Source organism: Caldalkalibacillus salinus (genome assembly GCF_016745835.1).
Lineage (GTDB): Bacteria > Bacillota > Bacilli > Caldalkalibacillales > JCM-10596 > Caldalkalibacillus_A > Caldalkalibacillus_A salinus.
The window spans coordinates 592,811-611,623 of sequence record NZ_JAERVL010000001.1; the positions used below are offsets into that span (position 1 = coordinate 592,811).

Annotated in this window: 22 protein-coding genes; 16 read left to right on the plus strand and 6 right to left on the minus strand. The window is 41.0% G+C overall.

Going from position 1 to position 18,813, the window contains the following annotated elements; all coding sequences use genetic code 11:
* Window positions 1-2: 2 nt before the first annotated feature.
* Window positions 3-536, plus strand: coding sequence for a helix-turn-helix transcriptional regulator (locus JKM87_RS02675; RefSeq protein WP_202077603.1), 534 nt, complete (start codon window positions 3-5; stop codon window positions 534-536).
* A complete protein-coding gene (locus tag JKM87_RS02680; RefSeq protein WP_202077605.1) occupies window positions 533-1,846 on the plus strand; it encodes an FtsW/RodA/SpoVE family cell cycle protein in 1,314 nt (437 codons plus the stop codon). Before JKM87_RS02675 ends, JKM87_RS02680 begins: the two co-directional genes overlap by 4 nt.
* An 84-nt stretch (window positions 1,847-1,930) precedes the next feature.
* On the opposite strand, the gene JKM87_RS02685 is transcribed toward JKM87_RS02680, so the two are convergent.
* Window positions 1,931-2,386, minus strand: a complete 456-nt coding sequence (locus tag JKM87_RS02685; protein ID WP_202077607.1) for a DUF4181 domain-containing protein — start codon at window positions 2,384-2,386, stop codon at window positions 1,931-1,933.
* A 343-nt stretch (window positions 2,387-2,729) separates the two neighbouring features.
* On the opposite strand from JKM87_RS02685, the gene JKM87_RS02690 reads away from it, so the two are divergent.
* From JKM87_RS02690 to JKM87_RS02710, 5 genes are all read left to right on the plus strand, one after another.
* Entirely contained in the window at window positions 2,730-3,287 is a 558-nt protein-coding gene (locus JKM87_RS02690; protein WP_202077609.1) for a hypothetical protein, read from the plus strand.
* A 107-nt stretch (window positions 3,288-3,394) separates the two neighbouring features.
* Window positions 3,395-3,901, plus strand: coding sequence for a GNAT family N-acetyltransferase (locus JKM87_RS02695; RefSeq protein WP_202077611.1), 507 nt, complete (start codon window positions 3,395-3,397; stop codon window positions 3,899-3,901).
* Between the two features lie 52 nt (window positions 3,902-3,953).
* Window positions 3,954-4,580, plus strand: coding sequence for an NUDIX hydrolase (locus tag JKM87_RS02700; protein ID WP_202077613.1), 627 nt, complete (start codon window positions 3,954-3,956; stop codon window positions 4,578-4,580).
* A gap of 108 nt (window positions 4,581-4,688) precedes the next feature.
* A complete protein-coding gene (locus tag JKM87_RS02705; RefSeq protein ID WP_202077615.1) occupies window positions 4,689-5,360 on the plus strand; it encodes a cyclase family protein in 672 nt (223 codons plus the stop codon).
* 208 nt (window positions 5,361-5,568) lie between these two features.
* Window positions 5,569-5,973, plus strand: a complete 405-nt coding sequence (locus tag JKM87_RS02710) for a DUF6220 domain-containing protein (RefSeq protein ID WP_202077617.1) — start codon at window positions 5,569-5,571, stop codon at window positions 5,971-5,973.
* Here JKM87_RS02710 and JKM87_RS02715 read toward each other — a convergent pair.
* The gene (locus JKM87_RS02715) at window positions 5,908-7,236 is read right to left on the minus strand and encodes a sensor histidine kinase (protein WP_202077619.1); all 1,329 of its coding nucleotides are present in this window, start codon (window positions 7,234-7,236) and stop codon (window positions 5,908-5,910) included. The genes JKM87_RS02710 and JKM87_RS02715 overlap by 66 nt on opposite strands.
* 44 nt (window positions 7,237-7,280) lie before the next feature.
* Entirely contained in the window at window positions 7,281-7,973 is a 693-nt protein-coding gene (locus JKM87_RS02720) for a response regulator transcription factor (protein WP_202077620.1), read from the minus strand.
* A gap of 190 nt (window positions 7,974-8,163) precedes the next feature.
* Here JKM87_RS02720 and JKM87_RS02725 point away from each other — a divergent pair, with 190 nt between their 5' ends.
* The 7 genes from JKM87_RS02725 (at window position 8,164) to JKM87_RS02750 (ending at window position 13,670) form a co-directional block, all read left to right on the plus strand.
* Window positions 8,164-9,654, plus strand: a complete 1,491-nt coding sequence (locus JKM87_RS02725) for an MDR family MFS transporter (protein ID WP_202077622.1) — start codon at window positions 8,164-8,166, stop codon at window positions 9,652-9,654.
* Window positions 9,655-9,908: 254 nt separating this feature from the next.
* Window positions 9,909-10,550 (plus strand): class I SAM-dependent methyltransferase, encoded by a 642-nt coding sequence (locus tag JKM87_RS02730; protein ID WP_202077624.1) that lies wholly within the window; start codon window positions 9,909-9,911, stop codon window positions 10,548-10,550.
* A gap of 77 nt (window positions 10,551-10,627) precedes the next feature.
* On the plus strand, window positions 10,628-11,077 hold the full coding sequence (locus tag JKM87_RS02735; protein WP_202077626.1) for a metallophosphoesterase family protein: 450 nt from the start codon (window positions 10,628-10,630) through the stop codon (window positions 11,075-11,077).
* Window positions 11,078-11,168: 91 nt separating this feature from the next.
* Window positions 11,169-11,693, plus strand: a complete 525-nt coding sequence (locus tag JKM87_RS02740) for a GNAT family N-acetyltransferase (RefSeq protein WP_202077628.1) — start codon at window positions 11,169-11,171, stop codon at window positions 11,691-11,693.
* Window positions 11,683-11,817, plus strand: coding sequence for a DUF6176 family protein (locus JKM87_RS17785; protein ID WP_336885113.1), 135 nt, complete (start codon window positions 11,683-11,685; stop codon window positions 11,815-11,817). The genes JKM87_RS02740 and JKM87_RS17785 overlap by 11 nt, the downstream gene beginning before the upstream one ends.
* A gap of 128 nt (window positions 11,818-11,945) precedes the next feature.
* A complete protein-coding gene (locus JKM87_RS02745; RefSeq protein WP_202077630.1) occupies window positions 11,946-12,482 on the plus strand; it encodes a GNAT family N-acetyltransferase in 537 nt (178 codons plus the stop codon).
* 213 nt (window positions 12,483-12,695) lie between these two features.
* Window positions 12,696-13,670 carry a Gfo/Idh/MocA family protein gene (locus JKM87_RS02750; RefSeq protein ID WP_202077632.1) on the plus strand — a complete coding sequence of 325 codons (975 nt, stop codon included), beginning with the start codon at window positions 12,696-12,698 and terminating at the stop codon, window positions 13,668-13,670.
* Between the two features lie 215 nt (window positions 13,671-13,885).
* Here the strand turns inward: JKM87_RS02750 and JKM87_RS02755 are convergent, their stop codons facing one another.
* A complete protein-coding gene (locus JKM87_RS02755; RefSeq protein WP_202077634.1) occupies window positions 13,886-15,376 on the minus strand; it encodes an alanine/glycine:cation symporter family protein in 1,491 nt (496 codons plus the stop codon).
* A gap of 523 nt (window positions 15,377-15,899) precedes the next feature.
* Complete coding sequence (locus tag JKM87_RS02760; protein ID WP_202077636.1) at window positions 15,900-16,121, minus strand: hypothetical protein; 222 nt, start codon at window positions 16,119-16,121, stop codon at window positions 15,900-15,902.
* 178 nt (window positions 16,122-16,299) lie between these two features.
* On the opposite strand from JKM87_RS02760, the gene JKM87_RS02765 reads away from it, so the two are divergent.
* Window positions 16,300-16,785, plus strand: coding sequence for a GNAT family N-acetyltransferase (locus tag JKM87_RS02765; RefSeq protein ID WP_202077638.1), 486 nt, complete (start codon window positions 16,300-16,302; stop codon window positions 16,783-16,785).
* Between the two features lie 43 nt (window positions 16,786-16,828).
* On the opposite strand, the gene JKM87_RS02770 is transcribed toward JKM87_RS02765, so the two are convergent.
* Window positions 16,829-17,629, minus strand: a complete 801-nt coding sequence (locus JKM87_RS02770; protein WP_202077640.1) for a hypothetical protein — start codon at window positions 17,627-17,629, stop codon at window positions 16,829-16,831.
* Window positions 17,630-18,130: 501 nt separating this feature from the next.
* Between JKM87_RS02770 and JKM87_RS02775 the strand changes: the two genes are divergently transcribed.
* Complete coding sequence (locus tag JKM87_RS02775; RefSeq protein ID WP_202077642.1) at window positions 18,131-18,409, plus strand: AbrB/MazE/SpoVT family DNA-binding domain-containing protein; 279 nt, start codon at window positions 18,131-18,133, stop codon at window positions 18,407-18,409.
* Window positions 18,410-18,813: the final 404 nt, after the last annotated feature.

Consider the following 18,813-nt stretch of genomic DNA (forward strand, 5'->3'; position numbering starts at 1 on the left):
AGGTGAATACAGAGCATAGACTTAATAACTTGAAGAAAGCGATGGAAAGACACACATTTAAGCGCTTATCCTTTACCGAGGATAGAAGGGAAGCGATTCAGACATGTATGGCAAATACGGGCCAGCAGAATAAAGCATTATGGTCGAAGGATTTGCTATTGATCGTTTTGGACATCCTCAAAAACCACTCTCAGCATGGTTATGCTATTCTTAGTCAACTACGCCAGCATCACATACAAACTTTTGACGGTCGAGAAGGAAACATATATAAGCTCCTTCATGAGCTTGAAAGAGACGGTATCCTCTATGCTGAGTGGCGAGTCGATGCGTCTGAAGGTCATCAAGATACGAAAAGCCCCACATCTCATACGAGTGATCCTAAACAGGTCAGTGAGTCGAAGTCGGAGGCTCATCAGGTGGCGCGCAAGTACTACAGCTTAACGTCTAAAGGAAAAAGGCAGCTGACTTCTTACACAGCAGAAAAAATGGAACGTCAGTCAGTGACCGCGGAGAGGCTAAGGGGGAGAACGGTATGAATGAATCAAAGATTAATCGTTTCCAGTCCTTCATTCGACAGGTATGTGAACAGATGAAGGCTAAAGAAGCCCGTCCTCATGTCGCAAGAGAAATACGTCAACACCTAGAGGAGAAGTGTACGGCGTTGCAGCTTGAGGGATACTCACGGGAAGAAGCCGAGGATCTCGCCGTAAAGGAGATGGGCAATCCGATTGACCTAGGGCAGGATTTTAATAAAATTCATAAACCTCGCATTGATTGGGGTTTAAGTCTATTATTTATACTCATTCTTGGCTTAAGCATGGTGCCAATCTATGTCCTATCCGTAGAGTCGGGTTTACAGCTGTCTTTTGAAAAAAAGGTCCTATCAACTGCTATAGCAATAGCGGTAGCTTTATGTTTATTGTTTTTTCCTTATAGCGTGCTTCTGAAGTGGGGCGTTTGGTTTTATACCGGTGGCATTCTCCTCATCATACTAATGGAGAATTATGGCACTCAGGTTGAGTGGAAGAAGATGTTCATGATATTCGGTTTAGGGGTGGATCATAATGTGGCTTTATTTTTATTCTATCTCGGTGGCGCTGCAGTATTAAGCCGTGTGAGGGTATATCACACACTGCCCCAGAAAATAAAATTATTAGTCATACTGTGCTTACCGTTGATTCTCTTACTTTTTAGTCGATATTTAATGTACGCCCTAATGTATATTTCGGCTATCGCAGCCATGTTGCTAGTTTCAAAAATAGACCGCAAGACATTGCTACATTTATCTGTAGGTATACTCGTTTGTACAGGTCTTATCACAACCTTTTTTTTAATGAATGTACAATATGTCTACAATAGATTAGCGGGGTTTTTCTCTTCTGCATCCCACCCGCAGGCAGGTGGGTATCAACTGAATATGAGTAAAGTGTATTTACAAGAAGCATCCTGGCTGAACATACCGTGGCAAGCACCGGAGTTGAGTAGACTGCCTGACGCTCACACCAACTTTATCTTTGTGTCCGTCGTCCATATGTTTGGATGGCTTGTGGGCATCCTCTTTGTTGCTATCCTACTATTCATTATTATCAGAATGGGATATGCGGCGATTAAGACGAAGGACCCTTTTGGTAGGAGTTTAGTCGTAGGGGGGGCAACGATGTTACTAGTGGCCACCCTTTGGCATGTACTCATGACATTCGGGTTAGTTCCAATCACATCGGTTTCCCTACCATTTATTAGCTACGGAGGAATTCAATTGCTGTTTTACTCCACACTGGTGGGAATAATCTTAAGTGTATACAGGCGAAAAGATCTGTTTCCAGAAGAGGATCATTTGAGTCATTAAGTACTTGGAAACGTCTACGCGAAGGGCATGGATGTATAAGGTGACATTCATGCCTGTTTCTCAGTGGTTACAACAATCTATACGTTATGAGAATAGAACAACAATAAGTAAACTTATGAGTAATAAAATAAGTGTAATAATGTACTCTCTCGGTTCCTTTAAAAACTTCCATTGCATAAACAACTGAAACCCAAATGCTAAGGTAATAAATATTAACCAAAACCACTTAACCATAAGGTAATTTGTTGTGTGAATAATGACAATTAAGCCCGTTAAAAGAGCAATTGTACCAACAATATACCTCCACCATAGATCGATATATTTTCCGCTTGTGTCTGAGATCTTTTTTCTTTTTTCACCTAGAATCAGCTTTTTTAAGAAATCCTCTACAAAAATGTGCAGAGCTATCACAATATAAACTGACATAGGGAAAGATGTAACCACACCTGGTAGTTGTCGTATCTGCTGATTAATATCATAAAGCCATACACCACTTACAATGATGACGATAAGTTTTATAATATTTTTTAATATAAACATGCTACCACCCTTGTATATACATCATTTAAAAATGATATCAAAAGCCTACTCAACTTGATATCTTAACATATATAATGTAAAAATTGGTTAAAAGGTTAAAATCTATCTTTTCAACACATTAAAATGCCGGAACATATGAACGTTATATGAAGCACCGAAGATTAGGAAGGTGAACGTTTCAGCAAATCAATTTAAAGATGGTAGAACATATGTCACTCGTTTAAATATAGTAACAGTCCATTTTTTGGAATATTTATATTAGTTTATGGTATCATGAGTATAACTTTTGCTATCCTGATAGGCGTCGAAGATTTAGCTAACATATATTTTTGAGGAGGCCATAATGTCAAAAAGAATGATATCTATATCCTTTATTGGCCTATTATTAATTTTTGGATGGTTTTGGACTGAGGGATATGGATTTGTACATACAGATATGACTGGAAACAGCATAGAAGAAGCCTTATTTCACTATTCGCTGAATGGTCCAATAAATTTTAAATATGGTGAAATACTTGAAATAATAGAAACAGATAATAAATATATTGTTTTTTACGAAAATTTCCAAACAAGAGCTGTTAATGTAGCGTTTATCAAGAAAAAGTGGAATGGAAAACGGAAAGTAAGTACCGTAAGTGGATCAGTCCAGATTGATTCTTTTCCAGGACAAGCGATGCCGTATTCTTGGAAATGGCTAAACGAAAAGGACTTAACAGTATATTGGGGTGTCGTACATGATCCACATATTAATAACATCAAAATAGATGACGAAGAAGCAATTATTATTACGGTAAAGAATATAACGATTTGGTACTACAAAAGCCATGAGACATTTAGTACGAAGGAAATTTCAGCATATGATAAAAATGGTCATTTAATAGAGTGGAATAATGAGTATTAACGTCATCTCACGTACATACAATGAATTTAACTAAGCTGGCCCTATGAGCGATAGAACGAATGTCAACATAGTGCTATTAAATAAAAGGGAGTGTATGAAACTTGGAAATGAATTTACTAGTAGAAGAACTAAAAGCTATTAATGAATCAGAATTAATAGGGCTAACAGAGCTTTTAAAAGATGTTGTAGAGGAAGGGGCTTCAATTGGATTTCTACATCCAATTTCTGCTCCCGAAGCAGAGCTGTACTGGAAAAGTGTCTTAAGTTCAGATGTTCTTTTGTGGGTGGCGAGAACTAATGGACGTATCGTAGGCACTGTTCAATTACATCTGGACACGAAGCCCAATGCAACTCATCGAGCAGAAATAGCTAAACTTATGGTTCATCCTGAATTGAGAGGGAAAGGAATAGGAAAGCAATTAATGTTAAGTGCTGAAGCCACTGCTCAAAGGATCAATCGAGAATTAATCGTTTTAGACACAAGGCTTGGAGATGTGTCTAACCTTCTTTATAAAAAACTAGGATATACAGAAGCAGGACAAATACCTCATTTTGCAAAGTCGTCTAATGGTCAACTAGATGGGACTGTCATTTACTACAAGATGATTAAATAAATAATAGTCCGCATATTCAAATATAGAATAATTTTACAAATGAGGAGAAAGTATGGGAGAACAAGAAAAATTAAAGATTTTTGACGCAGATAGAAACCAAATCGGTGTGGCTTCACGTAGTGATGTCCATAGGCTTGGTTATTGGCATGAGGTATTTCATTGTTGGTTCGTTAGCAATGAGAATGGCGTAAATAATATCTATTTACAGCTCCGAAGCAAAAATAAAAAAGATTATCCCAATCTTTTAGATATAACGGCTGCTGGACACCTACTATCTGATGAAACGGTTGAAGATGGCGTGAGGGAAATAAAAGAAGAAATAGGAATAGATGTCGCTTTCGACGATTTAGTACAGATAGGTGTTATTGATTATTGTGTTGTTAAAGAGAATTTTATTGATAAAGAGTTGGCAAATATATTTTTATATCAGAGTGAGAATGCCCTTGATGACTTTACCCTTCAAGCGGAAGAAGTTTCAGGTATCGTTAGAGCCAAATTTAACGATTTTGCAGAGCTTTGGTTTAATGAAAGAGATGAGATTGGAATCAGTGGATTTGAGATAACCAGTGATGGTAATAAAGTTATAGTTGAGGAAAATGTGAACCGGGATCATTTCGTACCACACCAAATGTCTTTTTATAGACAAGTTATTCAAAAGATACGGGAACAGTTAGGGTAGTACTATGAGAAGATTCATTCAGGGTGACAACATAATAATCATGTATGCCTCAAGGGGCAAAGCGTCACGAAATAATTATCTATAATGAACATATTAGGAGGGAGTGCGATGAAGAAAACGTTTATTGATCTTAGTCATATGATCGAAGACGGGACGATCACTTATAAAGGACTTCCGGCACCGATTATTTGTGATTATCTAAGTAGAGAAGCTTCTAAAGAGATTTACGAGGAGGATACACAATTTCAAATAGGTAAGATTGAAATGGTATCGAATACAGGAACATATATAGACACCCCGTTTCACCGATATGAAGAAGGAAAAGACTTGTCACAAATTGCTATTAACGCCGTTGCTGGTCTTGATGGTATTGTCATAAGGGTGGACGAGGCAGTTAAAGTCATAGATGAATCGTTTTTTGATGGCAAAGATTTAAGACATAAAGCCGTGCTCATTCATACTGGGTGGTCTAAGTATTGGAATACGGACAATTACTTTGTTGATCATCCGTATCTTACTGCAGGAGCAGCCGATTATTTACTGAACAATGGAGCGGCCTTAGTGGGGATTGATAGCATGAACATAGATTGTACTCAGGGAAAGTCTAGGCCTGTGCATTCCATCTTATTAAAACATGAAATACCTATTGTTGAACATATGTGCAACTTAGAGAGTCTCCCTACCATAGGGTTTATTTTTTACGCTATTCCTCCCAAAATTAAACAAATGGGCACATTTCCTGTTAGAGCATTCGCGGAATTAAGAGACAATAATGACTAAATTGTGGTTGTCTAGTGATTGCTTTGTGATGGGAATATACACTATTTTGTGATCAGAAGCGAATAAAATGAAAATGTAACTCTATACTGAAAAGGAGTAAGGCTTTAAGGACGTGTGACCAAGGCGTTCTATGCCAATCCGGTGATCGCGATGTCTAGGTATGTTATAAGATGTTTAAACGATCACCACCATAAGGAGGAAAAGAAGTATGAAACCTACACGATCAAGCCATTTGGACGCGTCGATTTCGCGATTAGAGATCGTTCGTGTGGCCTATCTTGCGCTCGCTTGGATTTTTATGAGCTGTTTGCTGGTTCAGATGTTTCTGGCCGGACTAGCTCTATTTACACCGACGATGGATTGGAGCATGCACCGTACCTTTGTTGAATTTTTTGCGCCAATTCCGCTGGTGATGTTTTTGCTCGCCTTGCCTCTCCGGCGCCAACGATGGTTAAGCCTCAGTTTGTTTATCTTAGTGGCCCTTCAATTTATGACGATTCATTTAGCAATCCCGATTATTGCCGCTTTGCATCCCGTGATTGCTTTGTTACTTTTCTGGGGGGCCCTCGTCACGGTAAAACGACATCCATCCGGTGAAGGACGTACCGCCTGAGGGACGGTTAACGGCTGTCAGGTTGCCGCCATGGGCCTTGACGATGCGCTTGGCGATGGTCAGGCCAAGACCACTGCTTCCTCCACTTTCGCTGTTTCGGGAGGTGTCCTCTCTATAAAATGGGTCGAAGATATGGGGGAGGACCTTGCTTGGAATACCGGGTCCCGAATCAGACAATGTGAACTGTACGCAATCTGACTTTCGTTCCCAAGTGATTTCAATCCTTCCTCCAGATGGGGTGTATCTCAGAGCGTTATCCATTAGGTTCTCAATGGCTCTTTCCAGCATATGTTCGTCAGCCTTGACTCGGCACGGGTCGTCCGGGTCATTTGCTACGATTTCGACGTCTTTGGCAGCGGCCAGAGGGCGGTATCCGTCAATGATTTCACGCATCAACATACTGAACGGAACGGACTGCTTTTGTATCGTTTGTTCTAGTATATCGCTTTTGACATAGGAGGAGAGATCAGATACCAGTCGTTCCAGATGCTCGGCCTTTTGTCTGCAGATGGTCAAATATCTCTCAGCCTTCTCCGGGCTGCGAGCTAAACCTTGCTCCAGCCTGGATAAAAATCCGCGCAATGCAAACAACGGTGTGCGTAGGTCGTGTGCGATCGCACCGATGTAAAACCGACGTTCGTGCTCCAATTGCGACTGCCGCTTGATCGACTTCTGAATTTCCTCACTAAGTTCATGCAATGCAGTGCCTACCTCGTTTACTTCCACGACCGTCGTTCGGGGCAACTGAAAATCCATGTTTCCTTCAGCGATCTTTCGTGTCGCCTCGCTCATTGCCTCCAGTGGCTTGACCACGTAACGTCCCATTTGCCGCCGTATAAATAGGACGATACACACAATAAGGAGAATGGACAAGGATGCTGACAGAATAGCCGCCGTATGATCATCAGGGGTAAACAAAAGGATCGTCCCAGTCACTTTTCCATTTTCCGTCACCAAGATTTCTCGGTACGGGTTCCGGATGGCGCCTGGGGGTCCGGTTCGGAACATTTCTTGGCCGGTTTCGTCGAGTAGCATGAGCCCTGTGTCGGTACCGTTTAGTGTATTTTTTACACTAGCTTGCCATTCTGTATCTGACCAGTGTAGTGGGTTAGCCGCAACACGGCTGATAATTTGATCTACGGCAACCTCTTGCCGATTCTGCTCAGCCTGGTGTAGTGTTTCAGTCAACCAACGGTCTAACAGTTCGGGAATTGGAGACAACAGCCGTGGTAGTAGCAATAAGAGCAGGATGCCCATCAGCATAAACGTGCGAATCCGAAGCAATCCCCGGCATTTACTTCGTATTCTCATAATTGCCGCACGCCTTCGAAACGGTAACCAACGCCCCAGACATTGACAATGAGTCGGGGGGGAGAGGCGTCTTTTTCAATTTTGTCTCGTATACGACCGATGTGCACCGTGACGGTATGCTTGTCACCGATGCCGTCCCAGAACCGATCTAGTAGATGGTCATAGGTAAACACTTGTCTGGGGTATTCTGCAAACATACATAAAATGTCGAACTCTTTGGGGGTCAGGGCAACCTGATCTCCATTTACTTTTGCCTCGTAAGCTTTTAGGTCCAACACCAGCGAACCGAAGTCCAGTACCGTATTGCGTTCTTCTTTTGTTTTCCCGCTACGGCGAAGCACTGCTTTGATCCTGGCCACGACTTCCTCTGGAGTGGCGGACTTGACAATGTAGTCATCCGCCCCCAAGCTCAATCCCCGTATTTTTTTCATATCCTCATCGCGCGCACTGAAGATCAGAATCGGCGTGTCGTCGGTACGTCTGATTTGCCGGCAGAGGTCAAATCCGCTTTGGCCTGGCATCATGATATCAAGTAGTACACAGTCAACATGGATACGCTGTAAGATCCCCAGTGCCTCTTTGGCGTTGGCAGCCTCTTCAACGAGGAACCCTTCGTCTTCTAGAAAATCCCGCATTAATTCTAAAATCGCTTGATCGTCATCGACGATAAGAACGATTTGTTGATCCATCGCTATCTACTCCCGTATGAGCATTGTGGTTTCATTTGGCCCTATTATATCATGTCGATCATGCGGTTGGGCTCCTGTGATTAAGCTTTCATATTTTGTGACTGTATTGTGATCGAATCTAGCCATTCTGTGTGATCATTTGCATTTACGATAAAATAAATCGTTTGAACATGACAGGAGGAATTTAAAAATGCGAACACGCAGAGGCTTCGTTATTGCGGGCTTACTGGCAGGAATGCTGATGGCTGGGATGGATGGGACTGTTGTCGCTACGGCACTGCCGACCATTATTAGTGATTTAGGTGGATTGGACCTGTTTGTCTGGGTCACATCGGCGTATATGGTGATGATGATGGCCAGTACGCCAATTTTTGGCAAGCTGTCCGATATGTATGGGCGGAAGCTGTTTTTTATGATTGGATTGGCGCTGTTTTTGGCTGGTTCGATCCTTTGCGGCATGGCGGGGAGCATGATTCAGTTAATTATATACCGAGGTATCCAAGGTATCGGGGGCGGTGCATTGATGCCGATCGCTTTTACTATAGTCGCAGATCTATTTCCTGTAGAAAAACGGGGGAAAATGATGGGGATCGTGGGTGCAATTTTTGGTATATCTAGTATCTTCGGTCCCTTGCTCGGTGCCTTGGTCACTGAAGCGATAGGATGGCGGTGGGTATTCTTCATCAATCTTCCCATCGGCCTACTGTCCTTTCTATTGACGTTCCTTTGTTATCGGGAGTCAATGGAAAGAGTGAAGCAGAAAATTGATGGGTGGGGAGCGGTCACGCTTGTGCTTTCCGTCGTGGCACTCATGCTAGCCCTTCAACTAGGCGGTGACGTTTACGCCTGGGCTTCTCCGTTCATCATTGGGTTGTTTACTCTATTTGCAGTCTTTCTCACACTGTTTTTGTGGATTGAAAACAAAACAGCTGATCCCATCCTTTCGTTTGACATGTTTAAGGATCGATTGTTTGCCTCTAGCTGCGCCGCCGCGTTGTTTGTGGGCGCCGCTTATATATCGGCTATTACGTACATCCCGATGTTTGTACAGGGGGTATTCGGCGGGTCCGCTACTCAAGCCGGCTACATTTTGACACCGATGATGCTCGGATCGGTGTTCGGTAGCCAAGCCGGGGGATTTTTGACGACAAAACTGAGTTATAAGCAGATTATGTTGCTGGCTAGTGCGTTTTTTGTTCCGGGCATTCTTTTGCTTAGTACTCTAGACGTCGAGACAGCCCGGTATTGGGTCACCATTTACATGGCGCTGACCGGATTCGGTGCAGGTTTTTCCTTTTCAGTGCTCAGTATGGCGGCTATGCACAATTTTGATTATCGGCGCAGAGGATCGGCTTCAGCGACAAACCGATTTGCCATTAACCTGGGAATGACATTGGGTATTACCGTATTTGGGATTGTACAAAGAACTGGATTTGAACGAGAGCTGGCGGTTCCTGTAGCTGGCGGGCAAGTCTCTCAAGTCGATCCAAGAACCCTTTTAAATCCTGAGGGACGTGATCAGTTTTCTGGTGAAGCCTTGCATCAGGTCATTTCGGCTTTTTCTTCTTCGATTACGTTGACATTTGTCGTTGCACTGGTACCGGCCGTTTTATTCTTATTGAGCGTTACGCAAATGTCACACGAGCGGGCACAAACAACGCAGGAACCATCCGATTCGTAAATGTCTTGTTTGTTACCACAAGAGGGATTTCCAAAAAAGCAATAGGGAATATGGTGTAGATATTTCATTACATAAAGAAGGAATATATGAGTGCATGGAAGAATGTAATAAAGAATCAAGAATCATACTTCTTAAAATAAAATGTTGAATTAAACACCGTATATCCCTTCCTCTTATCCCTTCCTCGTTAATATAGTACGGGTGTGGGTGATGATGTCTTCGAGGAAGATTCCAAGAGGAAAGGATGTCTCTCGATGAGTGACCAAATAAAAAATAATCTAATTAAATCTTATGACTATGATGCCCATCGTCGCTCAGCCAAGAAACGGGATGAGTGGAAAGTAGTTGAGAGAATGAAGTTTACAAATATGTTACTGCAGGAGGATAAGACCAGACTACTAGAAATAGGAGCAGGTGCAGGCATAGACAGCTTGCACTTTATGAATCATAACCTTAGGGTAACAGCCATTGACTTATCTACTGAGATGGTAAAAATTTGTTCTAGAAAAGGAATAGATGCAAGAGTGATGGATCTCTATCATCTTGGTTTCCCAAAGGAGTCATTTGATAGTATATATGCCATGAACTGTTTACTCCATGTACCGAAAGATGAGATCCATCAGGTATTAGTGGAAATTAAACGGGTGATGAAAGGAAATGGGTTATTCTATCTAGGGATTTATGGCGGTAAAAATTTTGAAGGCATTTGGGAAGAAGATTGGTGCGAACCAAAACGATTTTTTTCTTTCTATACAGAAGAAGATATTCACAGTCTATTAAGGCACTATTTTGACATTGAGTACTATAATAAAGTTATCCTCAAAACTAACAAGCCATACTTTCAATCCTTTATTTTAAGGAATAAGACGACTAGAAAGCTTGAAAGCAATGAATGACCCATACATTTCAAAGCATTAGGTTAGAAGTGTTTGGTGACAAAGTTTCATGATGTATATAAGTCAGGGGGCAAGAAATGGCGAAACGAGTGGCCGCTATCTATGACATTTATGGCAATGATTTTGCGTTAGATGCCGTACTGAAAGATATTCAAAAATGTAATGTGGATACAATCGTTGTTGGTGGTGATTTGGCTTGGGGGCCACAGCCGGCGTTAGTGTTGGGACGGTTGATGTCTCTTGATGGCAATGTACATTTTATAAAAGGTATTGCCGATAGAGAGGTTGGAGAACGGTATGGCACTGAACATGGACTAGATGACGGGGTAGCCGAAGTTAATCAATGGTGTGCAGATCAATTAACGAAATCACAGAGAGCGTTTTTAAGTCATTTACAAGAAAGTGTCACGGTTACAATCGATGGAATTGGAGACGTTTTATTTGTACATGGCTCACCTAGAAGTGATGAAGACCCCATACGCAAAGGTACGACAGAAACAGAAATTAAGCCGATGATCACTCAGTAAACACGGAAATGATCGTTTGTGGCAGCATTGATGAAATTTTCGTTAAACTATTCTGTAGATATGCAAATGGCTGATGTAGGTGATTAAACAAATGGATATAACGATTGAGAAATTAAAAGATTCAGATGTCCAACATTTGTATCAATTTGAACGGGACAATCGAGCGTTTTTTGAAACAATGGTACCTAGTCGAGGGGACGAATATTATCATTTAAATACCTTTAAGGTTAGACATGAATCATTACTGAATGAACAAGCGCAAGGATTGGCAACGTACTATTTAATTAAAAACAAACGAGGAGACATACTTGGTAGAGTGAATCTGGTCGATATTAATCAATCTCAAAAAGCAGGCCATATAGGGTATAGGGTTGGAAAGAGCCACGTTGGCAAAGGGATTGGACACAAGGCACTGGGTCTATTATTAGAGTCTATAAGTGAGCTTGACCTAAAAGAGCTCCATGCTAAGACAACGAACAACAACATAGCGTCGCAAAAAGTTCTATACAAGAATGGTTTCAAGCATATAAAAACGGGTGAAGACGAATTTGAAATGAATGGACAAAAGTTGAAGTTTCTCTATTATACCAGGTCGATGACCTCACGTGATTCTTAACAGCACGAAAAAGATTCATCTGCAGTACTGGGAAGAATGTATTGATAAAACATACAAGCCGGTTGATGTCAAAACAGAGGTGGTCATGATTCCAGAAACGATACAACAACAGATGGAAGGGTAGCTGGATATTTTACTGATCGGGTCTTAGCTTCACTGCGAGGCCCGTTTTTTGTTTCGGGTTTGAATGTATACATCTATTTAAAGATTATAATATTCTAGTAAATGACATAGGGAAAAGGGGACACACACATGATCTATTTTGAGTCTGAAAGGTTGTTATTCCGCGATTGGGAGGATAAGGATATTGATATGTTTATCAATATGAATCAAGACCGCGACGTGATGGCGTATTTTGCTCACATGCCGACGGAACCCCAAATAATGACGTTTTTACAAGCCATTAAAGCAGAATTTGAGCAGTATGGATACGGACTATATGCCGTCGAAACAAAGTCAGATGAGAAATGTATTGGCTTTATTGGGTTTCACTGGGCCACATTTGAAGCTGAATTTACACCCTGTATTGAGATTGGGTGGAGATTAGTCAAGGAAGCTTGGGGAAACGGTTATGCTACTGAAGGGGCCAAAGCTTGTTTAGCCTATGGATTTAACGAGTTAAAATTTAAAGACGTCTATAGCTTCACAACCAAATTAAATACGCGTTCCGAGAACGTGATGAGAAAAATAGGCATGTCAAAATGCTTAGAGTTTGATCATCCTAGAGTGGATCGTAATAGTAAATTATTAAGGCATGTACTTTATCATATAGGAAATGAAACAAAGTAAAAAACCGATCAAACATGATGTGCCATTTAAAAAAACAGGCATTATAGGTAAATTGTTTATACTATTTTTTTCATCCTCATCCGATTTGGAAAGAATGTTGGTATGATAATACAACAGCTTAAGGAATTTTCGCAAATAGACAGGAATTACGAAAAGGACATAGAAATCGTAGTGGCAGAGATAAAAAGGGATAACCATGGAGGGAGTTCGTGAATGAAACAGATAAAATGGGGCATTCTGGGCTGTGCCAGTATTGCCCGTAAACAGCTCATACCGGCTATAAAAGAAGTGGATCATGCTGAAGTTGTGGCCGTTGCTAGCCGTTCTCTAGAGCGAGCGAAGGCTTTCGCTGAACAAAATGATATTCCAGAAGCGTATGATAGCTACGAGGCACTTTTAGATCAAGATGACATTGATGCCGTTTACATACCACTTCCAAATCATAAACATGCGGAATGGACGAAAAAAGCAGCCCAAAAAGGCAAGCATGTATTATGTGAGAAACCAGCGGGGCTAAACCAAGCTCAGGTGGAAGAGATGATAGCCGTATGCAAAGAAAACGATGTACAGTTCATGGAAGCTTATATGTATCAGTTTCACCCGCAATGGGAGAAGGTGAGAGAGGTTTTAGACAGTGGGCGCATAGGGGAGATTAAAATTATTCAAGCGCACTTTTCCTTCCCTATGGACGACAAGGAGAATATACGTTTACAACCGGACACAGGTGGCGGTGCCTTATATGACGTAGGATGTTATTGTGTTCACGCTAGTCGTCTGATTATGCAGAAAGAGCCAACGGACGTACGTGCACTGGCCAAATATGCTGACAATGGCATCGTAGATACCTCGTTACAGGCCTTACTTAAATTCGATAATGAATCAATTGCTCACTTTGACTGTTCTTTTGAAGCGGCCAATAGACAGTACGTTGAGGTGGTGGGTGCTGTTGGTACAATCGAAATTGATCTCCCTTTTCGCCCAGATAAAGGAGAGGCTAAGATTAGGGTGGAGGCGAAAAATGAACAGTGGGAAGAAACATTTGAGCCATTTAACATGTATGCCTCGCAGGTCGAGCACTTCTGTGCAGCTATACGTGGAGAGGCCCCGCTTCCGATCGATACAGCGCAGTCTGTACTGAATACGAAAGTGATAGATGTCATCTATGAATCAGCTGGAAGAAAAGTCTAGTCATACGTTGAATAGAGTGTGTTCATATTTCATATCATAATGAGCACATGAGCCTGATTCGATGATCCTGATAGCATCCATCCCCGTGTGAGATGGATGCTTTTTTTGATGATAGATACAAAAAAGCTTCCCCCAGAATGAGATCTAAGGGAAGCGTGAATGATGCATGCTAAACATATATTTTCTCTTTTTTACTAATGAAGATTGTTTACTGTTTATACGTTCACATCTTGTGAATCTTTTTGCTCTACCTTGATATCGTCAGTGAAATGACGTACATCTTCTTCGTTCCAGCATTCCGTATTGTTTAAACCTTTGATACGACTCGCTAAGAAGACAGGGTCCTTGCCTTCTTTTTTCTGCTCTAAATAATCTTGTAAGACAGTAATTGAAATTTTCCCAATAAGGATAAGAGCAATGAGGTTGGTCACAGCCATTAATCCCATAAATAAGTCTGCTAAGCTCCAGACTAGTTCTAAGCTCGCGATAGAACCAAATGTGACCATACCGACAACCGCAAGTCTGAAGACGAACAGGGTAGGCTTACTTTCTTTGATAAATTCAATATTTGATTCCCCGTAGTAGTAGCTCCCGATAATAGAACTAAAGCTGAACAGTAAGATGGCAAAGGCGATAAACGTTGTTGCCCATGCACCGACATGCTCACTCAACGCAAGCTGGGTCACCGTAATACCTTCCATGTTTTCGGAAGGGGTAAATCCAGAAAGTAAAATGATAAACGCGGTCGCACTACAGATAATGATGGTGTCTACAAAAACCCCGAGTGTCTGGATAAACCCTTGTTTGGCAGGGTGACTGACGTCCGCCGTTGCAGCGGCTACAGGTGCACTACCCATACCAGCTTCGTTAGAGAACAATCCACGTTTGACACCGTTTACAATCGCGGCACCAATCGCACCCCCGAATGCTTCGTTCCAACCGAAAGCACTAGATACAATCATACCGATTAAACCAGGAATTTCAGTGATATTAACAATGACCACATATAATGCGAGTAAGATATAAAATACAGCCATCACAGGTACAACAACTTGAGACACTTTAGCAATACGTTTGATCCCACCGAAAATAACGAGGGCTGTGATTAAGGCAATGGAAAGACCAACGACGAGACGATCAATGCCAAAGGCACTATTGAAGGCTTCGGAAATCGTATTAGCTTGTACAGAGACGAAGGCGAGACCAAAAGTGAATATAATGAGGACTGAGAAGATAATACCCATCCATCTCTTACCAAGCGCTTTTTCCATATAATAGGAAGGTCCACCTTTAAACCCACTTGGATCCTTAACCTTATACACTTGGGCTAGGGTACTTTCAACGAAGGCTAATGCGGCTCCGAAAAAGCCCATGACCCACATCCAGAATATTGCACCAGGACCACCTAATGTGATTGCCACAGCAACACCAGCAAGGTTACCTGTCCCAATACGAGAGGCAGCGCCCACACAAAATGCCCCGAAGGAAGACACACGATTCTTGCTACTAGGCTTTTCTTTAAATAGACTAAACATTTCCCCGATATGTCTAAATTGTACGAAGTTAGACCTGATAGTAAAATAAATGCCGAGGATCACTAACAAACCGACGAGTAAATAAGACCAAAGTATTTCATTACTCCCACCAATGAAGGCTTGTAGATACTCTTCAAAGGCTTGTAAAAACTTTGTAAATGAAAACTCCATTATAACCCCCCTAAAAATGTAGCGCATACATAACGCGCCGAAAAATGACAAAATTTTGTCACATTTAGTGTGATACTACCATTGTACCACAAATCTATCAACGATATGCAAAGATGCTTTTATATTATGAAAATTCAGAAAAATAATGTTAAAGCAGTCATACCAAGGGATTGATCCCTCAATATTTGTTTGTTAGTTATTCTTACATGGCAATCAATTTGTCGTTAATTGTCGTCATGTGCTTGTGTGTCATACAATTTCAACCGACCGTCATGGTATGCGATGCGTAATCGGTGTACATGTAAGCTCACTTCTCCTTGATAAAATACCGTCAACCCGTTTACTTTTTGTACATGATCACCCTCTTTTAACTCATCCAGAGTTAGCTTAAATTTTGACAGACCTCACTTGCTTTTTTCGTTATATCCTATTCTGATGCCTTTTTTCTGACGCTTTGCGAGTAGATGCAAAAGAAACTGTTTGGCCTCATCACTTATATACATTTATGACTCCTCCTCGTCCTTTACCACATAATTTTATATTGCACTTTACCTCGTTCACTATTAAAATATAATTCAATTTCCTTATCGAACGTTGGGGCATCATAATAAGCGGGTGGTTCAAGATCATGTTTGCGCACAAACTTTTGAATGGCGTCTTCTAAGGAGCTCGCGGGGATGACATGGTCTATTTCTTCAAATTTTTCGATATCTGAGTGAATGAGTTCGAATGTAAACTTTGTCACAATTAGACTCCTTTCAGTCACTTTTATTCTTGAATTGATAGCATCGTAAGCGGTAAGATCATTCTCATACCGACTCTGACTCGATAAAATAAGCGTAGTCAATTGCAATTATCATAACACGGAAAAAATCTTTATGAATGAGTATACCATATAAACGGATCAAAGGAGAGGAATAGCGATGAGTTGGAAACTTAAGACGTTCAGTGAATTATCTAAGCAGGAGCTCTATGACATCATAACGGCGAGAATTAATGTTTTCGTTGTGGAACAAGATTGTCCTTATCCAGAATTAGATGGCAAAGATCAGGATTCCTACCATTTGTTTTATATAGAAGAAAAAGGTGCGATAGCCGCCTATTCCCGTATTCTACCACCAGGTGTGGCTTATGATGAAGCGTCGATTGGCCGCGTGATTGTAAATAAAAAGTATAGAGGAAAAGGACTAGCAAAAGACATGCTCCGTCAGGCACTAGATATGATTCACTATAAACTAGATGCTAAAAGGGTGAAGATTCAAGCTCAACAATATTTGCAACATTTTTACGCTTCCTTCGGTTTTAAGTCCGTATCAGATATGTATTTGGAGGACGGTATACCGCATGTCGACATGCTGTTAACACTAGATGATGAGATATCAGCAGATCATGATCATATTAGGTCATGACCGTCAACACGCGAAATCGCGAATAAATCCCGAAAGGCAAATCTCAAGAAGTAGATAATAGGGAAAGAATACTGTTGATATAGCGATGAACGTCTCTTAACTCATTCGTCAAGTTTGACTCGATGGTAGAGAACACCGCTTTTCCGTTTTGGTTCAAAAAATAGTTTCTATGGCTTCTAGTGTCCGGGTCTGCCCAAGTACTGTAAACGAGAGAAAATTCAACGCTTTCAGGGTCGTATTTTTGTGGGTTTTCCATGCGGCGTAAAACGTCATAAAAGTACCCCTCGCTTACATACCAAACAAAGCAATCCTTGATATAACGGTAGACATGCCCTCCGTGGATGCCTTTGGGGTGTTGCTGCAATTCTCGCAATGTCAGATACCGGACCAGGTCTCGCACATTAATCACTCTGCTTACGAATTTGCGATCCTCCTCACTGAGTGTCATTTCCAGGGCGTGCGCCTTCTGTCTTTGAGGATGAATGACTTGCTCTAGCATCATGTCTAGTATCTTTTTTATCGTCTCAAATCGCTGTAGATGTAACGTTAGAAAATGTTGATAATCTTGCTCACCTTTGGACGTGATCGCATAATAGTAGCTTCTGCCCGACTTTGTTTGTGCTACAGTGCCGTTACGATGCATGCCTTTTAATGTTTGGTACACATACATGCGCGATCGCCGCTTGAAGGGCAGAGCTTGCTCCATAAGATTAAACAGTTGGTTCGCATTACGTTGGTGACCATAACGTAATTGTTTCAGGACAAACAAGGTAATCAGTTGTTTTTGGCTAAGACCGAATGCGGTCTCATTGATTTTGCTATTATCCTTCGATTGATTGGCCAAAATGAAACCTCCTTACAATCATCACAGTGATCGACCGTCTGACAATGTACCTTAAATGTATTATATCATATACCTCGTTAGAATACATAAACATTTAAAGAAAACGTATCCCTTCAAATCAACTTTGATTCACAAGAGAAACTTTTCATGTATCTAGAAAAATTAAGTGCATTATTTGTTTAAAGTGTTGAAATAAAATAGGTATAAAGGGCCAAAAAATGGTTGTTCCTTCATAAAAGGTATGATTTAATGGAACTAAATAAATACAAGTAAGCGGATATACTGGTAATAGATGTTTAAATACCTAACAATATTAAAATTAACGGACATAGAATCATACCCTAGTAACGAAAAATATAGAGTGGTGCTAGAACTCCTTTCTTTAAATGCTCTATTTCTGCTTAAAGCCTGCTTCTATTGACATGTAATGCCTGCAAAACTAAAAGATTACACGGTGGCCAATATAAGGCTTTTTAATTTATGAATAAGGGAGGGGTATGTATGAAGTCGACTGGTATTGTAAGAAAAGTGGACGAGTTAGGTCGGGTGGTCATACCTAAAGAACTTCGTAAGACACTCGAGATCAGGGAAGGAGATCCTTTGGAGATATTAGTGGATGGCGAACATATTATTTTACGTAAACATATTTCCCGTCAAGCTTGTATCTTAACTGGGCATATCTCTGAGGACAATCTTACGTTACACGATGGGCAGATTGTGCTAAGCCCAGAGGGTGCCAACCAAATGCTAAAAGAGTTGAAAAAGCACTTAGATGAATAACCATCTCTATTGACTGTACGTCGGTCATCGGTGTCTTCACATGAGTTCAAGAATTTGATGAGTAAGAAGGACAATTAAGATGTAGCCTGTATCTTATGAGTACAAAGTGCAATGTCGCTATTTGCTCGTGAGAAACAGGCTACTTTTTTCATGTTTTCTCAACAAAATATACTGAGCGTCTGAAGGACTTTTGAGGTCGCTGTCGAAAAAAGGACAGATAAAAGAAATTGTCTTCTAATCAAGATAAATGGCACTATTATAGCTTTCGACGCTCATTATAAATTGAAAGGGGTAGTAAGTATGAAAAAATTATTATTTTTTATCATTTTCTTCGCTGCTCTTTATTACTTTTCAGGTACTGCTACGGATGTATTCTATCAGCTCTTACCAGAATGGATGCGTTA

Coding starts and splice junctions, on each gene's coding strand:
- JKM87_RS02680 (WP_202077605.1), top strand. CDS start 533: ATGAATGAATCAAAGATTAATCGTTTCCAGTCCTTCATTCGACAGGTA.
- JKM87_RS02685 (WP_202077607.1), bottom strand. CDS start 2,386: ATGTTTATATTAAAAAATATTATAAAACTTATCGTCATCATTGTAAGT.
- JKM87_RS02690 (WP_202077609.1), top strand. CDS start 2,730: ATGTCAAAAAGAATGATATCTATATCCTTTATTGGCCTATTATTAATT.
- JKM87_RS02695 (WP_202077611.1), top strand. CDS start 3,395: ATGAATTTACTAGTAGAAGAACTAAAAGCTATTAATGAATCAGAATTA.
- JKM87_RS02700 (WP_202077613.1), top strand. CDS start 3,954: ATGGGAGAACAAGAAAAATTAAAGATTTTTGACGCAGATAGAAACCAA.
- JKM87_RS02705 (WP_202077615.1), top strand. CDS start 4,689: ATGAAGAAAACGTTTATTGATCTTAGTCATATGATCGAAGACGGGACG.
- JKM87_RS02710 (WP_202077617.1), top strand. CDS start 5,569: ATGAAACCTACACGATCAAGCCATTTGGACGCGTCGATTTCGCGATTA.
- JKM87_RS02715 (WP_202077619.1), bottom strand. CDS start 7,236: ATGCTGATGGGCATCCTGCTCTTATTGCTACTACCACGGCTGTTGTCT.
- JKM87_RS02720 (WP_202077620.1), bottom strand. CDS start 7,973: ATGGATCAACAAATCGTTCTTATCGTCGATGACGATCAAGCGATTTTA.
- JKM87_RS02725 (WP_202077622.1), top strand. CDS start 8,164: ATGCGAACACGCAGAGGCTTCGTTATTGCGGGCTTACTGGCAGGAATG.
- JKM87_RS02730 (WP_202077624.1), top strand. CDS start 9,909: ATGAGTGACCAAATAAAAAATAATCTAATTAAATCTTATGACTATGAT.
- JKM87_RS02735 (WP_202077626.1), top strand. CDS start 10,628: ATGGCGAAACGAGTGGCCGCTATCTATGACATTTATGGCAATGATTTT.
- JKM87_RS02740 (WP_202077628.1), top strand. CDS start 11,169: ATGGATATAACGATTGAGAAATTAAAAGATTCAGATGTCCAACATTTG.
- JKM87_RS02745 (WP_202077630.1), top strand. CDS start 11,946: ATGATCTATTTTGAGTCTGAAAGGTTGTTATTCCGCGATTGGGAGGAT.
- JKM87_RS02750 (WP_202077632.1), top strand. CDS start 12,696: ATGAAACAGATAAAATGGGGCATTCTGGGCTGTGCCAGTATTGCCCGT.
- JKM87_RS02755 (WP_202077634.1), bottom strand. CDS start 15,376: ATGGAGTTTTCATTTACAAAGTTTTTACAAGCCTTTGAAGAGTATCTA.
- JKM87_RS02765 (WP_202077638.1), top strand. CDS start 16,300: ATGAGTTGGAAACTTAAGACGTTCAGTGAATTATCTAAGCAGGAGCTC.
- JKM87_RS02775 (WP_202077642.1), top strand. CDS start 18,131: ATGAAGTCGACTGGTATTGTAAGAAAAGTGGACGAGTTAGGTCGGGTG.